The organism is Sphingobium cyanobacteriorum (genome assembly GCF_030580935.1).
GTDB lineage: Bacteria > Pseudomonadota > Alphaproteobacteria > Sphingomonadales > Sphingomonadaceae > Sphingobium > Sphingobium cyanobacteriorum.
The window spans coordinates 468,831-491,268 of sequence record NZ_JAUQOM010000001.1 but is presented as its reverse complement, the minus strand read 5'-3'; the positions used below and the strand labels follow the sequence as shown (position 1 = coordinate 491,268).

Sequence of the window (22,438 nt, the reverse complement as noted above, 5' to 3'; positions counted from 1 at the left end):
CGGATGCGCTGGTCACGGGGGAACGCCAGATGGGCGCTGGGCAGCTTTGCGCTCGCTTTGGCCCTGCCCGTGGTCGCGCAGCAGGCGCCCGAATCGCTGTTGCCTCCCGGTTTCGGCGACGCGCCCGAAACGCCCGTCGCGCCGCAGCCGTCGCGCCCGACCCAGGGGGCGTCGTCCGCCCCGGCCGCGTCGTCCGGCGTGCCGATGGTGCAGCCGCTCAATCCCGCGACGCCGCCTGACCTGGCGCTGGCCGACAATGCCGCCGAAGAGGAACTGACGCCGGAGGAAATCGCGGCGCAGAAGGCGAAATATGACCTGCCCGACACGGCCCGCCGTTCGCTCGACCGTATCGGCCCGCTGACGCCGCAGACGCGCGGGTTCGATCCCGGCGCATTCGGCACCCAGTCGGGCAAGTTCCTGGCCACGCTGATGCGCGAAACCCATGCGCCGATCGTGTCGCGCTGGGCCTCCATCCTGCTGCGCCGCGTGCTGCTCAGCGCGACCGACACGCCGCGCGACATTGACGGCGCGGACTGGGCGGCCGAGCGCGCCTGGCTGCTGCTGCGCATGGGGGAGGCGGACAGCGCCCGCATGATGGTGCAGAGCGTCGATCCCGATCGTTATTCCCCGCGCCTCTACGCCATTGCGATGCAGACCTATCTGGCGACCGCCGACCCGGCGGGCCTGTGCCCGCTGTCGGCCGGCGCGCTGCGTTTCAGCAAGGAACCGGGTTGGGACATGACCCGCGCCATGTGCGCGGCGCTGTCGGGCGATCAGGGCACGGCCAGCGGCGCGCTCAACCAGGCGCAGCGCAGGGGCGTGGTGCGGGGCATCGACTATCGGCTGGCGGAAAAGATCGTCGGCACCGGCTTCAACGCGCGCCGTTCGGTCAAGATCGAATGGGACGGGGTCGACCGGCTGACGGCCTGGCGCTTCGGCCTGGCGACCGCGCTCAATGTTGAAATCCCGCAGGATCTTTATGCGACGGCGGGCCAGCATGTCCGCGCCTGGGAAGCGCGCGCGCCCGCGCTGACGGCGCTGCGGCGGCGGCCGGGGGTCGAGATCGCGGCGCGGCTGGGCGTGCTGTCCAATGCCGCGCTGGTCGGCTATTACGGTCAGGTCCGCACCGATGGCGACATGCCCAATGACATGGCCGACAAGGTGGATGCGTTGCGCGCCGCCTATGCCGGGGCGACCGTGGGCGACCGGATCGGCGGGATGCGGACATGGTGGGGGGAGGAGGGCAAGCCCGACTATGTCGGCCTGATCGCGACCGCGCGCGCCGCCGCCGCCCTGCCGGTGGCGCAGGCACAGGCGCAGGACGCGGCCAATCTGGTCGCGGCCATGCTGACCGCCGGCTATGACCGCAATGCCGCGCGCTGGGCGCGGGCGATCGGGCAGATGGATGGCGCGGGCGGGTCGCAATTATGGGCGCTGCTGGCTGTCGGCGCGCCCAGCCCGGTGGTGGACATCAGCAGCAGCCGCGTGTCCGATTATGTCGGCGACGCCGGGACGGAAAAGGGCCGGATGCTGATCGCCGCCCTGGCCGGCCTGTCGCGCCTGTCGGCGCAGGATGCCATGGCGCTGGCGCAGGACAATGGCGTGGCGCTGGCCGCCAACAGCCGCTGGGCGCGCGCGATCGGCGCGGCGGCGCAGCGGGGCGAGAAGGCGACCGTGGCGCTGCTGGCGGCGGTCGGGATGCAGGGCAGCGACTGGAGCCGACTGCCGGCGGGGCATCTCTATCATGTCGTGGCCGCGCTGCATCGCGTCGGCCTCGATCCCGAAGCGCGGATGATCGCGGCAGAGGCGATCAGCCGTAGCTGAGCATGGGGCAGGATGACGCCGCCCTGATCGACCGCTTCCTGGAAATGATGGCGGCGGAGCGTGGCGCGTCGCGCAATACCCTGATCGCTTATCGCACCGACCTGATGGGGGCGGGCGCGATACTGGGCGGGCTGGCGCAGGCGACAAAGGACGCGATCGGCACATTGGCGGCGCAATGGGCGAACCTGGCGGCGTCGTCGGTCGCGCGCAAGGCGTCGGCCCTGCGCGCCTTCTACGCCTTTCTGGAGGAAGAAGGGCTGCGTGGCGACAATCCCTCCATCGCGCTGCCGCGTCCCACGCGCGGGCGATCCCTGCCTAAAATCCTCTCCACCGCCGAAGTCGATCGCTTTTTCGCGCTGATCGCGGAACGGCTGGCGGTTGCGCATCCCGCGCGTCAGGATCTGCGCCTCGCCGCGCTGATCGAACTGCTTTATGGGTCCGGCCTGCGCGCGACCGAACTGGTGTCGCTGCCGCGCCGGGCGCTGGCGGCCGACCGCCCCTTCCTGATCCTGAAGGGCAAGGGCGCGCGCGAACGGCTGGTGCCGATTTCCGATCGCGCGCGGGCGGCGGTGTCCGCCTGGCTGGCGCATGTCCCGGCCGACAGCCCCTGGCTGTTCCCGTCGGGCAAGAGCCATCTCAGCCGCATCCGCCTCTATCAACTGGTCAAGGCGCTGGCCGCCGCCGCGGGAATCGCGCCCGAACGGGTCAGCCCCCATGTGCTGCGCCACGCCTTTGCCACCCATTTGCTGGAGGGCGGGGCGGACCTGCGCGCGCTCCAGATGATGCTGGGCCATGCCGACATCGGCACGACGCAAATCTACACCCATGTCGACAGCCGCCGACTGGTCGAGCTGGTCAATCAGCGCCATCCGCTCGCTGCGATGCCGCATCATCGCGTTGACGGCGACGCGCCAGCGTCTTAACGCACGGGCCATGGTAAGCTTTCTGGAATTTGAAAAGCCGATCGCGGAGCTGGAAGCGCGCATCGTCGAACTGCGCGCTACCGCCAGCGTGGGGGACATCAACATCGATGGCGAAATCGCCACGCTGGAGCAGCGCGCCGCCAAACAGCTCAAGGACACCTATGCCAGGCTGACCCCCTGGCAAAAGACCCAGGTGGCGCGCCACGCCGAACGGCCGCATTTCAAGGATTATGTCGCGGGCCTGTTCGACAATTTCATGCCGCTGGCGGGCGACCGCGCCTTCGCCGACGATCAGGCGATCATCGGCGGTTTCGCGACGCTGGGCGAACGCCGGCTGATGGTGATCGGCCATGAAAAGGGCGACGACACCGCCAGCCGCGTGCGCCACAATTTCGGCATGGCCAAGCCTGAGGGCTATCGCAAGGCGATCCGCCTGATGGAACTGGCCGACCGTTTCGGCCTGCCGGTCGTCACGCTGGTCGACACGTCGGGCGCTTTTCCGGGCGTCCAGGCCGAAGAACGCGGCCAGGCCGAAGCCATTGCCCGCTCGACCGAAGCCTGCCTGAAGCTGGGCGTGCCGATGGTGGCGGCCGTGGTGGGGGAGGGCGGTTCGGGCGGCGCGATCGCGCTGGCGGCGGCGAATCGCGTGCTGATGTTCGAACATGCCGTCTATTCGGTGATCTCGCCTGAAGGTTGCGCGTCGATCCTGTGGCGCACCGCCGACAAGGCGAGCGACGCGGCCACCGCGATGCAGGTGACGGCGCAGCATCTGCACAAGCTGGGTGTGATCGACCGGATCGTGCCGGAGCCTGTGGGCGGCGCGCACCGTGATCCGGTGCAGGCGATCGCCAGCCTGGGCGCGGCGATCGAGGCGGAGCTGGATTCGCTCGACAGCATGGCCGCCGACGCGCTGCGCACCGACCGCGCCGACAAATTCCTCGCCATCGGGGTCTGACACCCTCGCTTTTCAGGGAACGGCTCGCCATGATCGTCGTTACGTAGAGGTAACGTCGAGGGTGGAGAGGTTGATGAACTGGAAAATTTCGCTCGGCTGCACCGCTGCTGCGATGGCGGTGGCGGTGAGCGCGCCGGCGGTGATCGGGCAGCAGAAGGCGATTCGCACCGTTTCGTCGATCAGCAGCCAGGACAAGGCGAGCGGGGCGAAGCAGCATCCCGAACTGCTCAAGGAATTTGGCGGCGCCTATGCCGGCCCGCAGGCGCGCTATGTCGAAGGGGTGGGGCGGCGCATCGCGGTCCAGTCCGGCCTGTCCAACGCGCAGGGCGATTTCACCGTCACCCTGCTCAATTCGCCGGTCAACAACGCCTTCGCCATCCCCGGCGGCTATGTCTATGTCACCCGCCAGTTGATGGCGCTGATGAATGACGAAGCGGAACTGGCCGGCGTGCTGGGCCATGAAGTCGGCCATGTCGCGGCCCAGCATGGCCAGCGGCGGCAGCAGGCCGCCACGCGCAACGCGATCGGCGGGGCGTTGCTGGGGGCGCTGGCGGGCGCGTTGCTGGGCGATTCGGGCTTTGCCGGGCTGGTCCAGAAGGGGATCGGCACCGGCAGCCAGTTACTGACCCTCAAATTTTCGCGCAGTCAGGAATATGAAGCGGATGATCTGGGCATCCGCTATCTCGCGTCGGGCGGCTATGACCCGCGCGCCCTGTCCGGGATGCTCGCCTCGCTCGCGGCGCAGAGCAACCTCGATGCGCGAGTCGCGGGCAGTGCGCGGTCGATGCCCGAATGGGCCAGCACCCATCCCGATCCCGGCGCGCGCGTCACCCGCGCCGCCAATGCCGCCGCCGCGATCCGCGCCAGCAGCATGGTGCGCAATCGTGACGCTTTCCTCAATGCGCTGGACGGCGTGCAATATGGCGATGATCCCCGGCAGGGGGTGATTGACGGCAACCGTTTCCGCCATCCCGACCTGCGCCTGACCTTCGCCGCGCCCAGCGGATTTGGCATGGAAAATGGCGCGGACGCGGTATCCGTCACCGGATCGGGCGGGCAGGCGCAGTTCGGCGCTGCGCCCTATGCGGGCAATCTGGCCGCCTATATCGACGGCGTGCTCGTCAGGCTGGGTGGCGGCAATGGCGGCGTGCCGCAGGGCGATGTCAGCCGCACCACGATCAACGGCATCCCGGCGGCCTGGCGCACCGTGCGCGCCACCAGCCAGTCCAGCCCGGTCGATGCGACCGTGTTCGCTTATGATTTTGGCGGCGGGAAAGCCTATCATTTCCTGTTGCTGACCCCGGCGGGGCAGGGAATAGGCCCATTTTCATCGATGGTGCAGTCGGTCCAGAAACTGTCCGCGCAGGAAGCGGCGGCGATCAGGCCGCGCCGCATCGACGTGGTGACTGTAAAGGCTGGCGACACTGTCCAGTCGATGGCCAGGCGCATGGCCTATGCCGATTATCCGCTGGAACGCTTCCTGACGCTCAACGCGCTGCAATCGGGTGCCACGTTGCGTCCGGGACAGCGGGTGAAGATCATCACCTGGTAACTGCATGAACGAAAAGAGGCGGCGAACCTGGGTCCGCCGCCTCCTGTTCCGACAATCGTTTCAGGGCTTACTGCAGGTTGCCCGAAACATTGTTGAAGGTGCTGCCCAGCTTGGAGCCCAGGCTGGTCATCGCGCCGATGGCGGCGACGGCGATCAGAGCGGCGATCAGGCCGTATTCGATCGCGGTGGCACCCTTTTCATTCTTCAGCATCTTACGGACGAACTTCATGTGACGTCTCCTTGAAAATAAGTTCTGCGTTAAACTACCCGGCCGCCCCGCTTGGTAATTCGTGGTCGACAAGGATGGAACTAGAGCAGGTCGGTTGAAAAATTCTTAATGGGCGGAAACACTGTCAAATATTGATGGTTAATGCGCCACTACATTGCTTGCGACGTTGTTCCACATGCCGGTGGTCTTGTCGGCGACGTTGCTGAGCGCGGCGATCATGGCCAGGACGACCATCGCGAGAATCAGGGCATATTCGACCGCCGTGGCGCCGCGTTCGCAACGCATCAGCCCCCATCGGGTGATGATCTCGATAAGTCCGCGCATCATTTCCCCCATTTCACTACAGACAGTCCCGGCAGGACGTGTAAAGCAGCCAGGGTTAACAAAGCCCTCTTGACCGGACGATTATGACGCCTTTTTCTCCCTTGCTGGTTGTCGCCGTGGCGTTGGTCGACGCTGATGGCCGGGTGTTGTTGCAACAGCGCCCGCCGGGCAAGGCGATGGCCGACCTGTGGGAGTTCCCCGGCGGCAAGGTGGAGCCTGGCGAAACGCCCGAAGCGGCGCTGGTACGTGAACTGGAGGAGGAACTGGGGATACAGGCCCAGGCCAGTTGCCTGGCCCCCGCCGCCTTTGCCAGCGAAGCATTGGGCGATCGGCACCTGCTGCTGCTGCTCTATGTCTGCCGCAAGTGGACGGGCGTGCCCGAAGCGCGCCACGCCACGGCCCTCACATGGGTGCGCCCGGCCCAGATGTACGCGCTGGACATGCCGCCTGCGGACCTGCCGCTGATCGGACTGCTGGAAGCGCTGCTGTAAAAGCGGGGCGATGCCGCCCGTTGCAAAGCGGATGCCGGCATTGCTCGACACGCCAGACCGGGTTTGCAAGGCCCATATGCGCCAAAAGAAAAGGGGCGCCGTTCAGGACGCCCCCTTCTGCAACGGCATGCGCGTCGGGGGAGGTTCAGTCCTCCTTCGCCTTGCTTTGCAACTGGATATAATTCTGGATGCCCATGCGCTCGATCATTTCGAACTGGGTTTCCAGCGTGTCGACATGCTCTTCCTCGCTTTCGAGGATATATTGGAACAGGTCGCGGCTCACATAGTCGCGGATCGTCTCGCAATAGGCGATCGCATCCTTGAGGACCGGGAGCGCCTCATATTCCAGCTCCAGGTCGGCCTTGAGGATTTCCTCGACCGTTTCGCCGATCTTCAGGCGGCCGAGCAACTGGAAATTGGGCAGGCCGTCAAGGAAGAGGATACGCTCCGCCACCTTGTCGGCATGTTTCATCTCGTCGATCGATTCGGAATATTCGAATTTCGCCAGCTTCTCGATGCCCCAATGATTGAGCATCCGGTAGTGGAGGAAATATTGGTTGATCGCGGTCAGCTCATTCTTGAGCACCTCGTTCAGAAATTCGATGACCTTCGGGTCGCCCTTCATGGCGTTATACTCCGGCAGACTAGGGGGAAGGTCGCGACTATATCGGCTCGGCAGGCCCGTGTTAAGCGGAAAAGCCTTGAAAATAATGGATTTTCTACCACGCTATTGCGTGATGCTCGCACCGTGCAGATGCGGATGCTTCGCACTCTTGTCAGGCGGATGCACGTTCCGCGGCGATGATCGTGCGAGCGAAGGAGACGCACTGGCCGCATTTGGGCCGGCGACCATATTGGGCATAGGCGCTGCATGGCGTGTCCGCCCCGTTGCGCGCGGCTTCCCGCACATCCTTTTCCCGAATTGCATTGCACACGCAGACGACCATCGCAGCCATTCTCCTGATGGCAGGGAGATAGCGTGCCTGATAATGGGTCGCAATAGTAAATTAAACGCTTCTGCGAATCTTTTGCGGTTTCCCGGCGACAAGGCTGCGCCACAGCCATTCCGCCGGTCCCATCGCGAAGCGATTCGCATAAGGTTGCGACCACAGCAGCATGATCGCCCAGGTCGCCAGGATGAACAAGGGCAGCACCGCCGGGCGGACATGGGCGAAAAGACCCAGGCCCCAGCCATAGAAGATCGCCGTCATGAGGATGCTCGTGCCCAGATAATTGCTGAGCGTCATCCGCCCGGCCGCGGCGATCCGGCCGACCCACGGGCTGGTGCGATGGCGCGCCAGCAGCCACAGGATCAGCGCGGCCCAGCCCACGCTCAGCGGGATGCGGAAAGGCAGCGACCAGGCCAGCGCCACGCCATAGGTGGGGAGCGGGGCAAATCCGCCATACCCCACCCACAGCGCCATCGCGGCCATGGCGGGCAGTCCGATCGCGAAGCAATGGCGCGCCGTGCGCCGATAATGTTCCATGTCCCAGTTGCCGGTCAGGAAACCGCCCTTGAGCATCGCCATGCCCAGCAGCATGAAGCCCAGCGTTTCGAAGGCGGTGAACAGGAAGCCCCACAGCCATTCGCCGGGGAAGGCGGCCAGCTTCATCTGGAGGATCGCGCCAAAGCCGCTGCGATAGGTGGCGATCTCCGTCTGGGTCGTGGGGCTTGCGGGGTCGGACAGCGCCGCCATGAAATGGGTAAAGCCCGCCCGCATCCCGGCGTCCGCGTCCGGCGCCGTGGCGGCATGACCCCAGATATAGAGGCTGGCGATGAAGGCGGCGAGCAGCAGGAATTGCAGCAGGAAACACAGAAAGGCGCGCTTGACCAGATCGAGCGGCTCTTGCCCGGCAAACAGGATCGCGAACAGGCTGACGATCGCATAGATGCGCAATATGTCACCCCACCACAGCGCGAAGAAATGGACGCAACCCAGCACGAACAGCCAGCCGGACCGGACCATCTGCGTCCGTCGCCCGTCACGGCCCGCCATTTCTTCCCTGTCGATCAGCAACAGCATGGATGCCCCGAACAGCATGGCGAACAGTCCGCGCATCTTGCCGTCGACCAGGATCAGGCTGACGGCCCAGAAGGCGATGTCGCCCGCGCCCGGCGATCCCGCCACCGCCGGATTGAAATAGGCGCTTTGCGGCATGGCAAAGGCGGTGATGTTCATCCACAATATGCCCATGACCGCGCAACCGCGCAAAACGTCCATGGCGGGAATGCGGGGGGATGTCATTTCGTGCTGCGTTTCCATTGAAAGGGGCTGGTCAGGTCTGCAAGGCTCTGCCATCCGCCTAGAGCCTTTTGACGCAGGGTGGAAAGGCTCTAACTTCCTGGCGGTCGCATTTTAGGCTTTGCCGGCCTGCGGCTCCAGAGCGTGGACTGTGAATCGTCGACTGAAAATGCGCCAGCCATGAACGACAGTCGCAAGCACCGCATCAGCGCCGCCTTCGGTGCGGCGGCCGGACAATATGAACGCCATGCCGGGCCGCAGCGGCTGGCGGCGACGCTGGTGGCGGACCTTGCCCAGCGGCAGAGGCCCGACGGCGTTGCCCGGATATTGGAAATCGGCTGTGGCACCGGCTTCCTGACGCGCGACATTCAGGCGCGCTGGCCGGGGGCGGAACTGATCGCGACCGACATTGCGCCGGCCATGCTGGCGCAGGCGGCCTCGCACGGGCTGATCGCGGGCACCTTCCTGCCCATGGACGGCGAAGCGCCGGCATTTGACGGGCCATGGTTCGACCTCATCCTGTCCAGCCTGGCCTTTCAATGGTTCGATGACCTGGATGGCGCGATCGCGCGGCTGGCCGGGCTGTTGCGGCCGGGGGGCAGCCTGATCTTCTCGACCATGGGACAGGGCAGCTTCGCCCGCTGGCGCGCCGCGCATGCGGCGTGCGGGCTGGTGACGGGCGTGCCCGACTATCCCTCGCTCGACGCGCTACGGGCGATGCTGGCGGCGCATGGCGACGCTTTTGCCTTTGATGAGGATTATCCGCTGGATTGCGGCGATGCGCGTGGGCTGATCGCGCATTTGAAGGGCATCGGCGCGGTGGTGCCGACCGAAGGCCGCCCGCCGCTGGGGCCGCGTGCGCTGCGCCGGGTGATGGCCGTCTTTGACGCGGCGGGGGGCGGGGACAGCTATCAGGTGCTGTTCGGGCGGGTGACGCGGGCTGCTTGAGATTGTGCGATAATGGCGGATATGTCATCCGGTCGCCATGGCCGTTTCGTCTTTCTCCCTCCGCCGCGCGCAGCCAGATGACGCCGCTGCCCTCTCGCAGCTCAAGCTGGCGGCCTTTCGTGAAACCTTCCTCGACGGCTTTGCCATTCCCTATCCGCCGGCCGACCTGGCGCTGTTCGAGCGGGATACATATGGATTGGCCAGCGTCAGGGCGGAATTGGCCGATCCGTCCCATGCGACCTGGGTGGCGCAAGCGGATGACGGACGATTGATCGCCTATGCGCATGTCGGCCCATGCAAATTGCCGCATCCCGATGCGTCGCCGGAACAAGGTGAACTCTATCAGCTCTATGCCCTGAACATGGCGCAGGGCATGGGAGTCGGGCGCGCGCTGATGGACGCGGCCTTTGCCTGGCTGGACGACAGCATGCCGGGGCCGTTGTGGCTGGGCGTATGGTCGGGCAACCACCGCGCGCAGGCGGTCTATGCCGGGCGCGGCTTCGTCAAGGTCGGCGATTATGGCTTTCGCGTGGGCGACTGGACGGACGCGGAATATATATTGCGGCGCGGCTAGCGCGGGATGCGGTCAGATCGGCCCGCTGCGCGCGCAAGGCCGGATCACGGTTGCGCGCCCGCGCCGTGGCGCGCGGACTTGCGGATCATCAGCTTGAGGCCCGACCAGACCGGATCGACGGCGCAAACCTTGACATCGACCAGGTCGGTTGTCGGCAGGATGACCGCGCGGATCACGTCCTCGGTTATGTCGGTCGGCACCTTCGACGCCTTTTTGGGCCAACTGATCCACAGGAAGCCGGTTGGCGCCAGCAAGGGGCGCAGCGCCGCGATCTTCGCGGTCATGTCGGCCCGGTCGGTGACGAAGACATGCGCCGCATCGATCGGCGCTTGCGGCGCGGCCAGGCGGACAACGCCGCTGTCGGCCAGTTCGGCCTCGACCGATGCGGGCATGGCGTCCCACCAGGCGCGCAGGCCGGGTTTCAGGCTGAGTTTTCTGGAGAGGGGCGTGGAGGAGTAGCCGGCGGTCATATCCGCTCCCGAACAGAGGCGACGATCGCGTCGGCCGTGGTTGCGGGGTCTTTTAGCACATCGACGGCAGGGATACGCAGCAGGGTGATGCCTTTTTCGTGCAGCCAGGCATCGCGGGTCGCGTCGCGGGCGGGGCGATCACCCTTGTCATGGGCTGCGCCGTCTATTTCCATGCCCTGTCGTCAGAGTTCGCTGTCCATCAGCGCGGGGAAGAAGCCTTCATGCGCGCTGCGCAGCGCGTCCAGCGCCACGCCGACGACGCTGTCGCCGCCCACGGTGCCGATCTTCACCGCGCCGGCAATATCGACGCCCGCTGCGGCGGTGACGACATAGCGACCCTGATCTTCTCCGAATGCCGACGCCGTGGTCAGCGCGCTGTCCAGCGTCGCGCCGATCCTGCCGGCCAGCGCCATTTCCGCGATCGTGACGATCAGGCCGCCGTCCGAAATATCATGCACGGCGTTGACCGTCCCGCTGGCGACCAGCGCGCGCACGCTGTCGGCGTTGGCGCGTTCGGCGGCCAGATCGACCTTCGGCGCGTCGCCCGCTTCGCGACCGGCGATTTCGCGCAGCCAGATGGTCTGGCCGAGGTGGGTGCCCAAAGCCCCTTCTGGCCCACCGATCAGCCAGATCGCGTCGCCTTCATTCTTGAACGCGACCGTCGCCATCACATCCACGTCCGCCAGCAGGCCGATGCCGCCGATCGCCGGGGTCGGCAGGATCGCGCTGCCGCCGCCGGTCGCCTTGCTTTCGTTATAGAGCGACACATTGCCCGACACGATCGGGAAGTCGAGCGCGCGGCAGGCGTCGCCCATGCCGTTCAGGCAGCCGGTCAGTTGCGCCATGATTTCGGGGCGCTGGGGGTTGGCGAAGTTGAGGCAGTTGGTCACGGCCAGCGGCGTCGCGCCGACCGCGCTCAGGTTGCGATAACATTCGGCGATCGCCTGCTTGCCGCCTTCATAGGGGTCGGCATAGCAATAGCGCGGGGTGCAATCGGTGCTGATCGCGATCCCCTTGTTACTGCCATGGACGCGCACGACGGCCGCGTCGCCGCCGGGGCGCTGGACGGTGTCGGCACCGACCATATGGTCATATTGTTCCCAGATCCAGCGGCGGCTGGCGATGTCCGGGCTGCCCATGAGTTTGAGCAGGTCCGCGCCGATGTCTGTGCTTTCGGGAATGTCGCCCAGCGGCTTGACGCCCGACCAGACCTTATATTCGTCCATCGGCATGGATGGGCGATCATAGAGCGGCGCGTCGTCGGCCAGCGGGGCGAGCGGAATGTCGCACACCGTCTCGCCCTTGTGGATCAGGACCATGCGGCCGGTGTCGGTCACATGGCCGATCACGGCGAAGTCCAGTTCCCACTTGCGGAAGATCGCTTCGGCAAAGGCTTCGCGGCCGGGCTTCAGGACCATCAACATGCGCTCCTGGGATTCGGAGAGCATCATTTCATAGGTGGTCATGCCGGTTTCGCGCTGCGGCACGTCGTCCATGTTGAGCTGGATGCCCACGCCGCCCTTCGACGCCATTTCGACGCTGGAGGAGGTAAGGCCCGCCGCGCCCATATCCTGAATCGCGACGATCGCGTCGGACGCCATGAGTTCCAGGCACGCCTCGATCAGCAGCTTCTCGGTGAAGGGGTCGCCGACCTGCACGGTCGGGCGCTTGGCGTCGGCGTCGTCGCCGAAATCGGCGCTGGCCATGGTCGCGCCATGGATGCCGTCGCGGCCGGTCTTTGACCCGACATAGACGATCGGGTTGCCGATGCCGGACGCGGCGCTGTAGAAAATCTTGTCGGTGTCGGCGATACCCACGGTCATCGCGTTGACCAGGATATTGCCGTCATAGGCGGGGTGGAAATTGACTTCGCCGCCAACGGTGGGGACGCCCACGCAATTGCCATAGCCGCCGATGCCGCGCACCACGCCGCTGATGAGGTGGCGCATCTTGGGATGATCCGGGCGGCCAAAGCGCAGCGCGTTCATGTTGGCGATGGGGCGCGCGCCCATGGTGAACACGTCGCGTAAAATGCCGCCCACCCCGGTCGCCGCGCCCTGATAGGGTTCGATATAGGACGGGTGGTTGTGGCTCTCCATCTTGAAGATCGCGGCCTGTCCGTCGCCGATGTCGACCACGCCGGCATTTTCGCCGGGGCCGCAAATCACCTGCGGGCCTTTGGTCGGCAGCTTCATCAGGTGGATTTTGGAGGATTTATAGGAGCAATGCTCCGACCACATGACCGAGAATATGCCCAGTTCGGTGAGGTTCGGCGCGCGGCCGATCGCCTTTACGACGCGGTCATATTCTTCCGGGCTGAGGCCATGTTCGGCGACGATTTCCGGGGTGATGTGGGGAGCGGTGCTGGACATGCCCGCGCCTTTAGCGGGGGCGGGCGCGAATCACAATGGCGGGCTTTATGTCCGCGCGCGGGATCAGAAATCGGGTCGCCGCTTCTCCCGGAACGCGGCCACCCCTTCGGCGAAATCGGGGCGGGTGAAGGCGTCGCGGAACATCGCCAGCGTGGTCGCGTCGTCATCGGCCTGTCCGTCAAGGATGCGGCGGACGATCGCCTTGGACGAGCGGACGCTGTGCTGGGCATTGGCGGCGATGGTGCGCGCGAGTGTATCGGCGGTAGCCAGCGGATCGGCGGCGATCTCGTCAATGAGGCCGATGGCGCGCGCGGTGTCGGCATCGTGCAGCGCGGCGGTGAAGAGGATGCGCTTGGCGCGCGCCGGGCCGACCAGATCGACCAGCAATTTGGTGTCGAACAGCGAATAGACGATGCCAAGCTTCGCCGGCGTGATGCCCAGCCGCGCGGCGGGCGCAGCGATCCGCAGGTCGCAGGCGATGGCAAGGCCGCATCCGCCGCCCACGCAATCGCCGTCGATCGCGGCGATCACCGGCTTTTGCGCATGGGCCAGCGCATATTGGCTGGCGCGGATCGCATCCTGATTGGCGACGCGCCAGTCCTGCGCGCCGGAGCAGGCGGCAAATTCGTCAATGTCCGCACCCGCGCAGAACAGGCCCGGCGTGGCGGAGGTCAGGATCAGCACGCGCACGCTGTTGTCGGCCATCGCCGCGCCGACAAGGCTGGGCAGGTGCGTCCACATCGCCTGGGTCATGGCGTTGCGCCGGTGTGGCCGGTCGATCAGCAGCCGGGCGACCGGGCCGTCCCGCTCCAGGCGCAGGGTCATGCCGGCCAGCGTTCCAGCAGCGGCACCAGTTCATCGAAATGATGGATCACCGCGTCCGCCGCCAGATTTTCGACCGGACCGTCGAGGAAACCGAAGCTGGCCGCGACATTGGCGATGCCCGCGTTGCGCGCGCCGGCAATGTCGTTGATCGTGTCGCCGATGAAGATGGTGCGGCCGCCGCCCGCCCGCTCGATCATGGCATGGATCGGCGCAGGATCGGGCTTGGCGACGCCCACGGTGTCGCCACCGACAATGGCCGCGAACCGATCCGACAGGCCGATCTGGTGCATCAGCGGGATGGTGAATCGCTCCGCCTTGTTGGTGCAGATGGCCAGCTTCACCCCGCGCGCCGCCAGCGCATCCATCGCCGCGATCAGGCCGGGATAGGGGACGCTGTGGATCGCCAGATTCTGCGCATAATAATCCAGCAGGATCGGGAGCAGGGCTTCCAGCGTCGCTTCATCATGGCCGCCCGACGCCTCCAGCGCGCGTTCCAGCATCACTTTCGCGCCCTTGCCCACGAAGGGATGGATCGCCGCCACCGGGAAGGGCGGGCGACCGATCGTGCCGATGGCGTAATTGACCGCCGCGGCCAGATCGCCGCTGGTGTCGATCAAGGTGCCGTCCAGGTCGAAGCCGACGATATCGAAAGGGATTGGATCGAAAGGGATTGGATCAGGGGGGATGCTGCTCATGGTCCCGCCATGCCGCGTGCGCGGTGGCAATGGCAAGTCAAACATGGCACAGAGCAGCCCGGATTCCTCCTCCTGCCAGGGACTTTGCCATCGTGACCGCCCATCGCCCCCTCGCCGTCATCATCCTTGCCGCAGGGCAGGGGACGCGGATGAAATCCGCGCTGCACAAGGTGCTGCACCCCATTGCCGGGCGGCCGATGCTGCTGCACCTGCTGGCCAGCGTGTCCGAACTGGCGCCCGAACGGCAGGTCGTGGTCGTGGGCGCGGGGCGCGATCAGGTGGAAAAGGCGGTGGCCGGCACCGGCGCGGTCATCGCGGTGCAGGACCGGCAGCTTGGCACCGGCCATGCCGTCGCCCAGGCGCATGACGCGCTGGCGGGCTTCGCGGGCGACGTGCTGATCCTCTATGGCGACGTGCCGCTGGTCGGCGCGGGCACGATGCGGGCGATGCTGGATCGGCTGAACCGGGGGGACGAGCCGCGCGCGGTGGTGCTGGGCTTCCGCCCGGATGACGCCGCCGCCTATGGCCGGATCATCGCCGACGGGCAGGGCATCATCGCCAAGATGGTGGAATATAAGGACGCCAGCGAGGCCGAACGCGCGGTCACGCTCTGCAACAGCGGGCTGATGGCGGTGCGGTCGACCGACCTGTTCGTGCTGCTCGACCAGATCGGCAACAATAATGCGGCGGGCGAATATTATCTGCCCGACATCGTCATGCTGCCGGGCGGGACGAGCGCGGTGATCGAAACGGAAGCGTGGGAAGTCGCCGGCGTCAACAGCCGGATCGAACTGGCCAGCGTCGAAGCGCAATGGCAGGCGCGCCGCCGCACGGAGGCGATGCGTGAGGGCGTGACCCTGATCGCGCCGGAAACCGTGTTTTTCAGCCATGATACGGTGCTGGGCCGCGACGTGGTGGTGGAGCCGAACGTGGTGTTCGGCCCCGGCGTGCGGATCGCCGACGACGTGACGATCCACGCTTTTTCCCATCTGGAAGGCGCGACCATCGCCAGCGGCGCGGCGATCGGTCCCTATGCGCGGCTGCGGCCCGGCGCGGACATCGGCCCCAGGGCCAAGGTCGGCAATTTTGTCGAGATCAAGAAGGCGACCCTGGGCGAAGGGGCGAAGGCCAATCACCTTTCCTATATCGGCGACGCCAGCGTGGGCGCGGGCGCCAATATCGGCGCGGGCACCATCACCTGCAATTATGACGGATATTTCAAATATCGGACGGAGATCGGCGCGGGCGCCTTCATCGGCTCCAACAGCGCGCTCGTCGCCCCGGCCAGCATCGGCGCGGGCGCGATCGTCGCGGCGGGCAGCGTGGTGACGAAGCCGGTCGAGGCGGATGCGCTGTGCCTGGTGCGGCCGGAGCAGGTCGGAAAGCCGGGCTGGGCGGCCGCGTTCCGCGCGCGGATGATGGCGCGCAAGGCAAAGGGGAATGATAAGTGAATGTGCTTGAATTTGCAGCAGCGATCGCTTGGCCTGCCGTCGCATTGATTGCGCTGCTGATCTTGGGATTGAGCGACACGTTGCCCAAGTCAGTAGATAGATTGGCTGGCAGTCTTCTGAGCATCAAAAGTTCGGTAGAGGAATTCAAGCAGGTATCCGAAAAATTTAACGATCGTCAGCGTGCGGTTAATGAATCGCTGGAATGGCTGTCAAAGGCGGACAGCGAGTTGTCCCGCATTTCTGACGTTCTAAAATCCATCCAGACAAATACGGACGACATCGCACTATCGCAGGGCGACAAGGAAATATCTGAGGTCGTTGGCGATGAGGAAGAAGTCGCAGACGCGGATAGCTCGTCTAAACTTAACGCGCAGCAGCGTTATAACGACATCCATCGCAAATGGGCGGAACTGAAAGATAGGATGGAGTTGCGCATTGGTGCGGACGACTATGATGGACGCGCTATTGGCGCAATGGCTAGGACGTTGGCTCATCAAAACCGGATCATGAAAAAGGACGCGGAATTAATCGAAACCCTGCACAGTCAGTTTAAAAGATTCGCCAGAATGAGCCGAACCAAGGAAGAATGGTTGACACGTGAGATATATGAAAATTTCATTCGCGGCGTCGATCGGGCCTTGAAAGGATTGATCTGATATTCGTACAGACATTCGCGCTTTGGTCTATCGCGCAGAAAGTTTTAGCGCTGATCTTGATATTTATTGTCTGCGCTGCACTCTTTGCCCTCTGGCTCCTCCACAATGCCAGCGCGATGCCGGTGGTGCGGCGGGCGGAGGTCGTGCTGCCCTTTCCCGCCGACGCGCCGCGCAGGCCCGTCACGCTCGCGCTGCTGACCGACACCCACCTTTCCGGCCCGGACAACAGCCCGGAGCGGATGGCGCGCATCGTGGCGCAGGTCAACGCGCTGAAACCCGACCTCATCCTGCTGGGCGGCGATTATATCGGCGATGACAAGGGGGGCGCGACCTATGACGCGCGGGCCAGCATCGCGGCCTTTGCGGGCCTGCGCGCGCCGCTGGGCGTGGTGGCGGTGCTGGGCAATCATGACAGCCGCAGCAAGATCAACCGCCGGGCGCTGGGCGAAGCGGACTGGCGCGCGGCCTTCGCGCGGGTCGGCGTCACCCTGTTGCAGGATGGCGCGGCGCGGCGCGGACCGCTGGCGATCGGCGGGCTGAAGGACATCTATACCCGCAGGATCGACCTGCCCGGCACGCTGGCGGCGCTGGACCGGATCGGCGGCGCGCCGGTCATCCTCTCGCACGGGCCGGACATTTTCCCCGGACTGCCCGATGCGCCGTCGCTCACGCTGGTCGGGCACACCCATTGCGGCCAGGTCGCCTTGCCCTTCCTCGGCATCATCTATGTCCCGTCGCGTTACGGCACGCGCTATGCCTGCGGCCTCTATCGCGACGGCGCGCGGACGATGATCGTGTCCGCCGGGGTGGGCACCAGCGGCGCGCCGGTGCGGATGCGCGCCCCGCCCGATATCTGGCTGGTGACGATCCGCCCGGCATGACAAGTTTTTCATATGTCGCCCATGGCGCCGATGCGGCGCGGTCATTAAGGGCATAGCGATGATTGCGTCCTAAGGCGGGCGTGGAACGGATTCACTCGACGGCGAGGCTTTCTGGCATGTGCGGCATCATTGGCATCATCAGCAATAGCGACGTGGCGGAGCGGCTGGTCGATGGTTTGAAACGGCTGGAATATCGCGGCTATGACAGCGCCGGCGTCGCCACCATCCATGATGGCGCGATCGAGCGGCGGCGGGCGGAGGGCAAGCTGTCGAACCTGGTGCGCGAATTGCGTGACGAGCCGCTGCCCGGCACCACCGGCATCGCCCATACCCGCTGGGCCACCCATGGCGCGCCCACGACCAGCAACGCGCATCCCCACGCCACCCGCGAAGTGGCGCTGGTCCACAACGGCATTATCGAGAATTTCAAACCCCTGCGCACCGAACTGATGGCGCGGGGGCGGCATTTCGACAGCCAGACCGACACCGAAGTCGTCGCGCATCTGGTCAGCGAACTGGTGGAGCAGGGCGTGTCGCCGCGTGAGGCGGTCGCGCAGGTGTTGCCGCGCCTGCATGGCGCCTTCGCGCTGGCCATCGCCTTCCGCAGCCATCCCGACATGCTGATCGGCGCGCGGCTGGGGTCGCCGCTGGTGGTGGGCTATGGCGACGGCGAAACCTATCTGGGGTCGGACGCGCTGGCCCTTGCCCCGCTGACCCAGCGCATCGCCTATCTGGAGGAGGGCGACTGGGTCGTCATCACCGCCCAGGGCGCGGAGATTTTCGACCGGGATAACAACCCCGTCGAACGCCCCGTCACCATTTCGGGCGTATCGGGCGCGATGATCGACAAGGGCAATCATCGCCATTTCATGCAGAAGGAAATTTACGAGCAGCCGGTCGTCGTCGCCCAGACGCTGCGCTCCTATCTGCGCCGCATGGACAATCAGGTCGCCATGCCCGACATGGATTTCGACCTTGGCCAGGTAAAGCGCATCACCATCGTCGCCTGCGGCACCAGCTATTATGCCGGGCTGGTGGCGAAATACTGGTTCGAAAAATTCGCCCGCGTGCCCGTGGACATCGATGTGGCGAGCGAGTTCCGCTATCGCGATCCGGTGCTGGAGGCCGGCGGCCTGGCGCTCTTCATCAGCCAGTCGGGCGAAACGGCCGACACGCTGGCGGCGCTGCGCCATGCCAAGGCGCAGGGGCAGATCATCGCCGTGGTGGTGAATGTGCCGACCAGCTCCATGGCGCGCGAGGCGGACCTGCTGCTGCCTACCCATGCCGGGCCGGAAATTGGCGTGGCATCGACCAAGGCATTCACCTGCCAGTTGGCCGTGCTGGCAGCGCTGGCGGCCAATCTGGCGCGGGCGAAGGGGCGTTTGACGCCGGAGGAAGAGGCCGAAATCGTCTGGCACCTGTCCGAAGCGCCCGCCGCGCTCAATGAAGCGCTGGGCCAGGACAGCCAGATCGAGGCGATGGCGCACCTGATCGCCCCGGCGCGCGACGTGCTGTATCTGGGGCGCGGGCCGGATTATCCGATGGCGCTGGAAGGGGCGCTGAAACTCAAGGAAATCAGCTATATCCATGCCGAAGGTTATGCGGCGGGCGAAATGAAGCATGGTCCGATCGCCCTGATCGACGATGCCGTGCCGGTGATCGTGATCGCGCCGAGCGGCCCCTTGTTCGAAAAGACCGTGAGCAACATGCAGGAAGTGCAGGCGCGCGGTGGCAAGGTGGTGCTGATTTCCGATGCGGAAGGGATCGCGGCGGCGGGCGATGGCTGCATGGCGACGATCGAGATGCCCAGGGTCCATCCGCTGATCGCGCCGCTGGTCTATGCCGTCCCGGTGCAGTTGCTGGCCTATCATGTCGCGGTCGCCAAGGGGACGGATGTGGATCAGCCGCGCAACCTGGCAAAGAGCGTGACGGTGGAATAGTCAGGCAAAGGGCAGCAACGCCTCATAGGTCGCCCGGTCCGGCTTGCCCGCCACCGCGATGCCCCGCCGCAGCAGGAAGGCGTGCCGCACGATCTCCGCCTGCTGCTCGATGCCGTAACGGGCGAAGGGCTTGCCGGGCGCGACCTGATAATCATAGCGGCAAAAGGGGTGGCGCATCAGCGGCAGCCACCATTTGCCCGATCGCTGCGCCTGCCACACATGGGTCATTTCATGGATGAAATGCCCCTGGATATGCAGCGGGCTGTCGCAGAAATCGGCGCAGAACAGGCCGCTTCGGGGATGGAACCACAGGTCGCCATCGGGCGCCATGGTCACGGTGCGCGGCTGGAGCGGCCACCATGCGCGGTTATGCACCCGCACCTTGCCATAATCGATCGCCCGCCCGAACATCGACCGGGCCAGCGCGATTTCGGCGGGCGTGAGCGCGCGACTCGTCAATGACCGTCATGCCCCGGCGCGGGCGCAGGCGCGGGTGCCGTCGCCGCCGCCCCTTCGGGCTTGCGGATCACCGCATCGACCAGCAGCCGATCGCCATTGGCCAGCAGGAAGGTGAACTGCATCTTGCCCCGGCTGATCGCCGTGTCGTTGACGCCCAGGATCATCAGATGCTTGCCGCCCGGCGCGAAGGCGACCTCGCCCTTGGCCGGAATGTCGACGCTGTCGATCGCCTGCATCGTGGTCATGCCGTCCTTGCTGACCGTTTCATGCATGTCGACTTTCAGTGCATAGTCGGTGATGACGCCGCGCAATTGCGTGCCCGTGTCGCCGCCATGGGCCACGAAGTAACCGGCCGATGGCCTGTCCTTGCTGGGCGACAGCCGCACCCAGGCCTGGTCGATATAGGTCGGCGCCGGGTCGCCGCAGGCGGTCAGCGCCAGCGGCGCGAGCAGCGCCGCAACAGGGGCGATCAGGGCAAAAGGGGCGCGCATGTCAGGCTCCGTGACTGTCTCGTTCTGGTTCCAGTGCATAGCTAATCGCGCCCGCTTCTTGTGCCAAGCGAAAGCGCGCCTATATCCCAACTGCAAACGGCCTTGCCTTGGCGCTTTAGTGAGGTATGGGGCCGTCAACCGCTGAATATTTGGGGTTACAAGAGGAAGAGATGGCAAAAGTTATCGGGATCGACCTGGGCACCACCAACAGCTGCATCGCCGTCATGGACGGCGGCAAGCCCAAGGTTATCGAAAATGCGGAAGGGGCGCGCACGACCCCTTCGATCGTCGCCTTCGCCAAGGATGGCGAGCGTCTGATCGGCCAGCCCGCCAAGCGGCAGGCCGTCACCAACCCGGACAACACGATTTTCGCGGTGAAGCGCCTGATCGGCCGCCGCTTCGACGATCCCATGACCAAGAAGGACATGGAACTCGTCCCCTATTCGATCGCGAAGGGATCGAACGGTGACGCCTGGGTCACGGCCGGTGGCGAGGATTACAGCCCGTCGCAGATCAGCGCCTTCATCCTGCAAAAGATGAAGGAAACCGCCGAGAGCTATCTGGGCGAGACGGTCACGCAGGCGGTCATCACCGTGCCCGCCTACTTCAACGACGCCCAGCGCCAGGCGACCAAGGACGCCGGCCAGATCGCGGGCCTGGAAGTGCTGCGCATCATCAACGAGCCGACGGCGGCGGCGCTGGCCTATGGCCTCGACAAGCAGGACGGCAAGACGATCGCGGTCTATGACCTTGGCGGCGGCACGTTCGACATCTCCATCCTCGAAATCGGCGACGGCGTGTTCGAAGTGAAGTCGACCAACGGCGACACCTTCCTGGGCGGCGAGGATTTCGACGCCAAGCTGGTGGAATATCTGGCCGCCGACTTCAAGAAGGCCGAAAGCATCGACCTCACCAAGGACAAGCTGGCGCTCCAGCGCCTGAAGGAAGCCGCTGAAAAGGCGAAGATCGAGCTGTCCTCGGCGCAGACCACCGAAGTCAACCTGCCCTTCATCACCGCGGACCAGAATGGTCCCAAGCATCTGGTCAAGACGATCACCCGCGCCGATCTGGAGCGTCTGGTCGCTGACCTCATCAAGCGGACGATGGAACCCTGCAAGAAGGCGATGGCCGACGCGGGCGTTTCGGCGAGCGAGATCAGCGAAGTGGTGCTGGTCGGCGGCATGACCCGTATGCCCAAGGTGCGCGAGGCCGTGAAGGAATTTTTCGGCAAGGAACCGCATACCGGCGTGAACCCCGACGAAGTCGTCGCCATGGGCGCGGCGATCCAGGCGGGCGTGCTCCAGGGCGATGTCAAGGACGTGCTGCTGCTCGACGTGACCCCGCTCAGCCTCGGCATCGAAACGCTGGGCGGCGTGTTCACCCGCATGATCGACCGCAACACCACCATCCCTGCCAAAAAGTCTCAGGTCTATTCGACCGCCGACGACAATCAGCAGGCGGTGACGATCCGCGTGTTCCAGGGCGAACGGGAAATGGCGGCGGACAACAAGCTGCTCGGCCAGTTCGACCTGCTCGGCATTCCGCCCGCACCGCGCGGCGTGCCGCAGATCGAGGTCACGTTCGACATCGACGCCAACGGGCTTGTCAATGTCAGTGCCAAGGACAAGGGCACCGGCAAGGAACAGCAGATCCGCATCCAGGCGTCCGGCGGCCTCAGCGACGCCGACATTGACCAGATGGTCAAGGATGCCGAACGCTTCGCCGAAGAGGACAAGAAGCGCCGTGAGGCGGCCGAGGCGAAGAACAACGCCGAAAGCCTGGTCCACACGACCGAAGCGCAGTTGGCCGAACATGGCGACAAGGTGGATGCGAGCCTGAAGGGCGAGATCGAAACCGCGATCGCCGCCACCAGGTCCGCGATCGAAGGCGGCGACGCTGAAGCGATGAAGAGCAAGGCGCAGGAACTCGCCACCGTCGCGATGAAGCTGGGCCAGGCGATCTACGAGAAGGAACAGGCGGCAGCGGCGGCTCCGGGCGCCGATGCGCCCAAGGCCGACGATGATGTCGTCGATGCCGAATTCTCCGAAGTGGACGACAACAAGGCGTAAGCCGATGCCCCATATCCCTCATCCCGGCACAGGCCGGGGTGAGGGGACAGGCGGGCGGGGGTCCGA

The 22,438-nt window shown here is 65.5% G+C and carries 24 protein-coding genes; 12 read left to right on the top strand and 12 right to left on the bottom strand.

Features of this window, described 5'->3' with window-relative positions; translation table 11 throughout:
* Nucleotides 1-3 precede the first annotated feature (3 nt).
* The 4 genes from Q4610_RS02335 to Q4610_RS02320 all read left to right on the top strand — a co-directional run bounded on the left by Q4610_RS02335 (nt 4) and on the right by Q4610_RS02320 (nt 5,254).
* Nucleotides 4-1,824 (top strand): hypothetical protein, encoded by a 1,821-nt coding sequence (locus Q4610_RS02335; protein WP_304534397.1) that lies wholly within the window; start codon nt 4-6, stop codon nt 1,822-1,824.
* Nucleotides 1,825-1,826: 2 nt separating this feature from the next.
* Nucleotides 1,827-2,747 carry a tyrosine recombinase gene (locus tag Q4610_RS02330; RefSeq protein WP_304534396.1) on the top strand — a complete coding sequence of 307 codons (921 nt, stop codon included), beginning with the start codon at nt 1,827-1,829 and terminating at the stop codon, nt 2,745-2,747.
* A gap of 10 nt (nt 2,748-2,757) precedes the next feature.
* Entirely contained in the window at nt 2,758-3,702 is a 945-nt protein-coding gene (locus Q4610_RS02325) for an acetyl-CoA carboxylase carboxyltransferase subunit alpha (RefSeq protein ID WP_304534847.1), read from the top strand.
* 73 nt (nt 3,703-3,775) lie between these two features.
* Nucleotides 3,776-5,254 carry a M48 family metalloprotease gene (locus Q4610_RS02320; protein ID WP_425262518.1) on the top strand — a complete coding sequence of 493 codons (1,479 nt, stop codon included), beginning with the start codon at nt 3,776-3,778 and terminating at the stop codon, nt 5,252-5,254.
* 67 nt (nt 5,255-5,321) lie between these two features.
* Here Q4610_RS02320 and Q4610_RS02315 read toward each other — a convergent pair whose 3' ends face one another.
* Complete coding sequence (locus tag Q4610_RS02315) at nt 5,322-5,483, bottom strand: Flp family type IVb pilin (protein WP_304534395.1); 162 nt, start codon at nt 5,481-5,483, stop codon at nt 5,322-5,324.
* A 138-nt stretch (nt 5,484-5,621) separates the two neighbouring features.
* Nucleotides 5,622-5,807: a Flp family type IVb pilin gene (locus Q4610_RS02310; protein WP_304534845.1), complete on the bottom strand. Its 186-nt coding sequence runs from the start codon at nt 5,805-5,807 to the stop codon at nt 5,622-5,624.
* An 83-nt stretch (nt 5,808-5,890) separates the two neighbouring features.
* Between Q4610_RS02310 and Q4610_RS02305 the strand changes: the two genes are divergently transcribed.
* Nucleotides 5,891-6,298 (top strand): (deoxy)nucleoside triphosphate pyrophosphohydrolase, encoded by a 408-nt coding sequence (locus tag Q4610_RS02305; RefSeq protein WP_304534394.1) that lies wholly within the window; start codon nt 5,891-5,893, stop codon nt 6,296-6,298.
* Nucleotides 6,299-6,443: 145 nt separating this feature from the next.
* Here the strand turns inward: Q4610_RS02305 and bfr are convergent, their stop codons facing one another.
* From bfr to Q4610_RS02290, 3 genes are all read right to left on the bottom strand, one after another.
* Nucleotides 6,444-6,923 carry a bacterioferritin gene (bfr, locus tag Q4610_RS02300; protein ID WP_304534393.1) on the bottom strand — a complete coding sequence of 160 codons (480 nt, stop codon included), beginning with the start codon at nt 6,921-6,923 and terminating at the stop codon, nt 6,444-6,446.
* A 151-nt stretch (nt 6,924-7,074) separates the two neighbouring features.
* Nucleotides 7,075-7,245, bottom strand: a complete 171-nt coding sequence (locus Q4610_RS02295) for a (2Fe-2S)-binding protein (protein ID WP_021225428.1) — start codon at nt 7,243-7,245, stop codon at nt 7,075-7,077.
* A 60-nt stretch (nt 7,246-7,305) separates the two neighbouring features.
* On the bottom strand, nt 7,306-8,544 hold the full coding sequence (locus Q4610_RS02290; RefSeq protein WP_304534392.1) for a DUF418 domain-containing protein: 1,239 nt from the start codon (nt 8,542-8,544) through the stop codon (nt 7,306-7,308).
* A 177-nt stretch (nt 8,545-8,721) separates the two neighbouring features.
* On the opposite strand from Q4610_RS02290, the gene Q4610_RS02285 reads away from it, so the two are divergent.
* Together Q4610_RS02285 and Q4610_RS02280 are read left to right on the top strand one after the other, a co-directional pair.
* Nucleotides 8,722-9,489, top strand: coding sequence for a malonyl-ACP O-methyltransferase (locus Q4610_RS02285; RefSeq protein WP_304534391.1), 768 nt, complete (start codon nt 8,722-8,724; stop codon nt 9,487-9,489).
* A 37-nt stretch (nt 9,490-9,526) separates the two neighbouring features.
* Nucleotides 9,527-10,063: a GNAT family N-acetyltransferase gene (locus Q4610_RS02280; protein ID WP_304534390.1), complete on the top strand. Its 537-nt coding sequence runs from the start codon at nt 9,527-9,529 to the stop codon at nt 10,061-10,063.
* 44 nt (nt 10,064-10,107) lie between these two features.
* Here the strand turns inward: Q4610_RS02280 and Q4610_RS02275 are convergent, their stop codons facing one another.
* From Q4610_RS02275 to Q4610_RS02255, 5 genes are all read right to left on the bottom strand, one after another.
* On the bottom strand, nt 10,108-10,533 hold the full coding sequence (locus tag Q4610_RS02275; RefSeq protein ID WP_304534389.1) for a hypothetical protein: 426 nt from the start codon (nt 10,531-10,533) through the stop codon (nt 10,108-10,110).
* The gene (locus Q4610_RS02270; protein ID WP_304534388.1) at nt 10,530-10,706 is read right to left on the bottom strand and encodes a DUF559 domain-containing protein; all 177 of its coding nucleotides are present in this window, start codon (nt 10,704-10,706) and stop codon (nt 10,530-10,532) included. The genes Q4610_RS02275 and Q4610_RS02270 overlap by 4 nt, the downstream gene beginning before the upstream one ends.
* A gap of 9 nt (nt 10,707-10,715) precedes the next feature.
* The gene (purL, locus tag Q4610_RS02265; RefSeq protein ID WP_304534387.1) at nt 10,716-12,905 is read right to left on the bottom strand and encodes a phosphoribosylformylglycinamidine synthase subunit PurL; all 2,190 of its coding nucleotides are present in this window, start codon (nt 12,903-12,905) and stop codon (nt 10,716-10,718) included.
* Between the two features lie 63 nt (nt 12,906-12,968).
* Nucleotides 12,969-13,730, bottom strand: coding sequence for an enoyl-CoA hydratase/isomerase family protein (locus Q4610_RS02260; protein ID WP_304534386.1), 762 nt, complete (start codon nt 13,728-13,730; stop codon nt 12,969-12,971).
* Nucleotides 13,727-14,425, bottom strand: coding sequence for an HAD family hydrolase (locus tag Q4610_RS02255; RefSeq protein ID WP_304534385.1), 699 nt, complete (start codon nt 14,423-14,425; stop codon nt 13,727-13,729). Before Q4610_RS02255 ends, Q4610_RS02260 begins: the two co-directional genes overlap by 4 nt.
* 149 nt (nt 14,426-14,574) lie before the next feature.
* Here Q4610_RS02255 and glmU point away from each other — a divergent pair, with 149 nt between their 5' ends.
* From glmU to glmS, 4 genes are all read left to right on the top strand, one after another.
* Complete coding sequence (gene glmU, locus Q4610_RS02250) at nt 14,575-15,876, top strand: bifunctional UDP-N-acetylglucosamine diphosphorylase/glucosamine-1-phosphate N-acetyltransferase GlmU (protein WP_304534844.1); 1,302 nt, start codon at nt 14,575-14,577, stop codon at nt 15,874-15,876.
* Complete coding sequence (locus Q4610_RS02245) at nt 15,873-16,532, top strand: hypothetical protein (RefSeq protein ID WP_304534384.1); 660 nt, start codon at nt 15,873-15,875, stop codon at nt 16,530-16,532. Before glmU ends, Q4610_RS02245 begins: the two co-directional genes overlap by 4 nt.
* A 116-nt stretch (nt 16,533-16,648) precedes the next feature.
* Complete coding sequence (locus Q4610_RS02240; RefSeq protein ID WP_304534843.1) at nt 16,649-17,413, top strand: metallophosphoesterase; 765 nt, start codon at nt 16,649-16,651, stop codon at nt 17,411-17,413.
* Between the two features lie 116 nt (nt 17,414-17,529).
* A complete protein-coding gene (gene glmS / locus Q4610_RS02235) occupies nt 17,530-19,353 on the top strand; it encodes a glutamine--fructose-6-phosphate transaminase (isomerizing) (RefSeq protein WP_304534383.1) in 1,824 nt (607 codons plus the stop codon).
* Here glmS and Q4610_RS02230 read toward each other — a convergent pair whose 3' ends face one another.
* Both Q4610_RS02230 and Q4610_RS02225 read right to left on the bottom strand, forming a co-directional pair.
* Nucleotides 19,354-19,812, bottom strand: a complete 459-nt coding sequence (locus tag Q4610_RS02230; RefSeq protein WP_304534382.1) for a vgr related protein — start codon at nt 19,810-19,812, stop codon at nt 19,354-19,356.
* Entirely contained in the window at nt 19,809-20,303 is a 495-nt protein-coding gene (locus Q4610_RS02225; RefSeq protein WP_304534381.1) for a copper chaperone PCu(A)C, read from the bottom strand. Before Q4610_RS02225 ends, Q4610_RS02230 begins: the two co-directional genes overlap by 4 nt.
* A gap of 170 nt (nt 20,304-20,473) precedes the next feature.
* Between Q4610_RS02225 and dnaK the strand changes: the two genes are divergently transcribed.
* Nucleotides 20,474-22,372, top strand: a complete 1,899-nt coding sequence (gene dnaK, locus Q4610_RS02220; RefSeq protein ID WP_304534380.1) for a molecular chaperone DnaK — start codon at nt 20,474-20,476, stop codon at nt 22,370-22,372.
* Nucleotides 22,373-22,438 lie beyond the last annotated feature (66 nt).

Coding starts and splice junctions, on each gene's coding strand:
- Q4610_RS02335 (WP_304534397.1), top strand. CDS start 4: ATGCGCTGGTCACGGGGGAACGCCAGATGGGCGCTGGGCAGCTTTGCG.
- Q4610_RS02330 (WP_304534396.1), top strand. CDS start 1,827: ATGGGGCAGGATGACGCCGCCCTGATCGACCGCTTCCTGGAAATGATG.
- Q4610_RS02325 (WP_304534847.1), top strand. CDS start 2,758: ATGGTAAGCTTTCTGGAATTTGAAAAGCCGATCGCGGAGCTGGAAGCG.
- Q4610_RS02320 (WP_425262518.1), top strand. CDS start 3,776: ATGAACTGGAAAATTTCGCTCGGCTGCACCGCTGCTGCGATGGCGGTG.
- Q4610_RS02315 (WP_304534395.1), bottom strand. CDS start 5,483: ATGAAGTTCGTCCGTAAGATGCTGAAGAATGAAAAGGGTGCCACCGCG.
- Q4610_RS02310 (WP_304534845.1), bottom strand. CDS start 5,807: ATGCGCGGACTTATCGAGATCATCACCCGATGGGGGCTGATGCGTTGC.
- Q4610_RS02305 (WP_304534394.1), top strand. CDS start 5,891: ATGACGCCTTTTTCTCCCTTGCTGGTTGTCGCCGTGGCGTTGGTCGAC.
- bfr (WP_304534393.1), bottom strand. CDS start 6,923: ATGAAGGGCGACCCGAAGGTCATCGAATTTCTGAACGAGGTGCTCAAG.
- Q4610_RS02295 (WP_021225428.1), bottom strand. CDS start 7,245: ATGGTCGTCTGCGTGTGCAATGCAATTCGGGAAAAGGATGTGCGGGAA.
- Q4610_RS02290 (WP_304534392.1), bottom strand. CDS start 8,544: ATGACATCCCCCCGCATTCCCGCCATGGACGTTTTGCGCGGTTGCGCG.
- Q4610_RS02285 (WP_304534391.1), top strand. CDS start 8,722: ATGAACGACAGTCGCAAGCACCGCATCAGCGCCGCCTTCGGTGCGGCG.
- Q4610_RS02280 (WP_304534390.1), top strand. CDS start 9,527: ATGGCCGTTTCGTCTTTCTCCCTCCGCCGCGCGCAGCCAGATGACGCC.
- Q4610_RS02275 (WP_304534389.1), bottom strand. CDS start 10,533: ATGACCGCCGGCTACTCCTCCACGCCCCTCTCCAGAAAACTCAGCCTG.
- Q4610_RS02270 (WP_304534388.1), bottom strand. CDS start 10,706: ATGGAAATAGACGGCGCAGCCCATGACAAGGGTGATCGCCCCGCCCGC.
- purL (WP_304534387.1), bottom strand. CDS start 12,905: ATGTCCAGCACCGCTCCCCACATCACCCCGGAAATCGTCGCCGAACAT.
- Q4610_RS02260 (WP_304534386.1), bottom strand. CDS start 13,730: ATGACCCTGCGCCTGGAGCGGGACGGCCCGGTCGCCCGGCTGCTGATC.
- Q4610_RS02255 (WP_304534385.1), bottom strand. CDS start 14,425: ATGAGCAGCATCCCCCCTGATCCAATCCCTTTCGATCCAATCCCTTTC.
- glmU (WP_304534844.1), top strand. CDS start 14,575: ATGAAATCCGCGCTGCACAAGGTGCTGCACCCCATTGCCGGGCGGCCG.
- Q4610_RS02240 (WP_304534843.1), top strand. CDS start 16,649: ATGCCGGTGGTGCGGCGGGCGGAGGTCGTGCTGCCCTTTCCCGCCGAC.
- glmS (WP_304534383.1), top strand. CDS start 17,530: ATGTGCGGCATCATTGGCATCATCAGCAATAGCGACGTGGCGGAGCGG.
- Q4610_RS02225 (WP_304534381.1), bottom strand. CDS start 20,303: ATGCGCGCCCCTTTTGCCCTGATCGCCCCTGTTGCGGCGCTGCTCGCG.
- dnaK (WP_304534380.1), top strand. CDS start 20,474: ATGGCAAAAGTTATCGGGATCGACCTGGGCACCACCAACAGCTGCATC.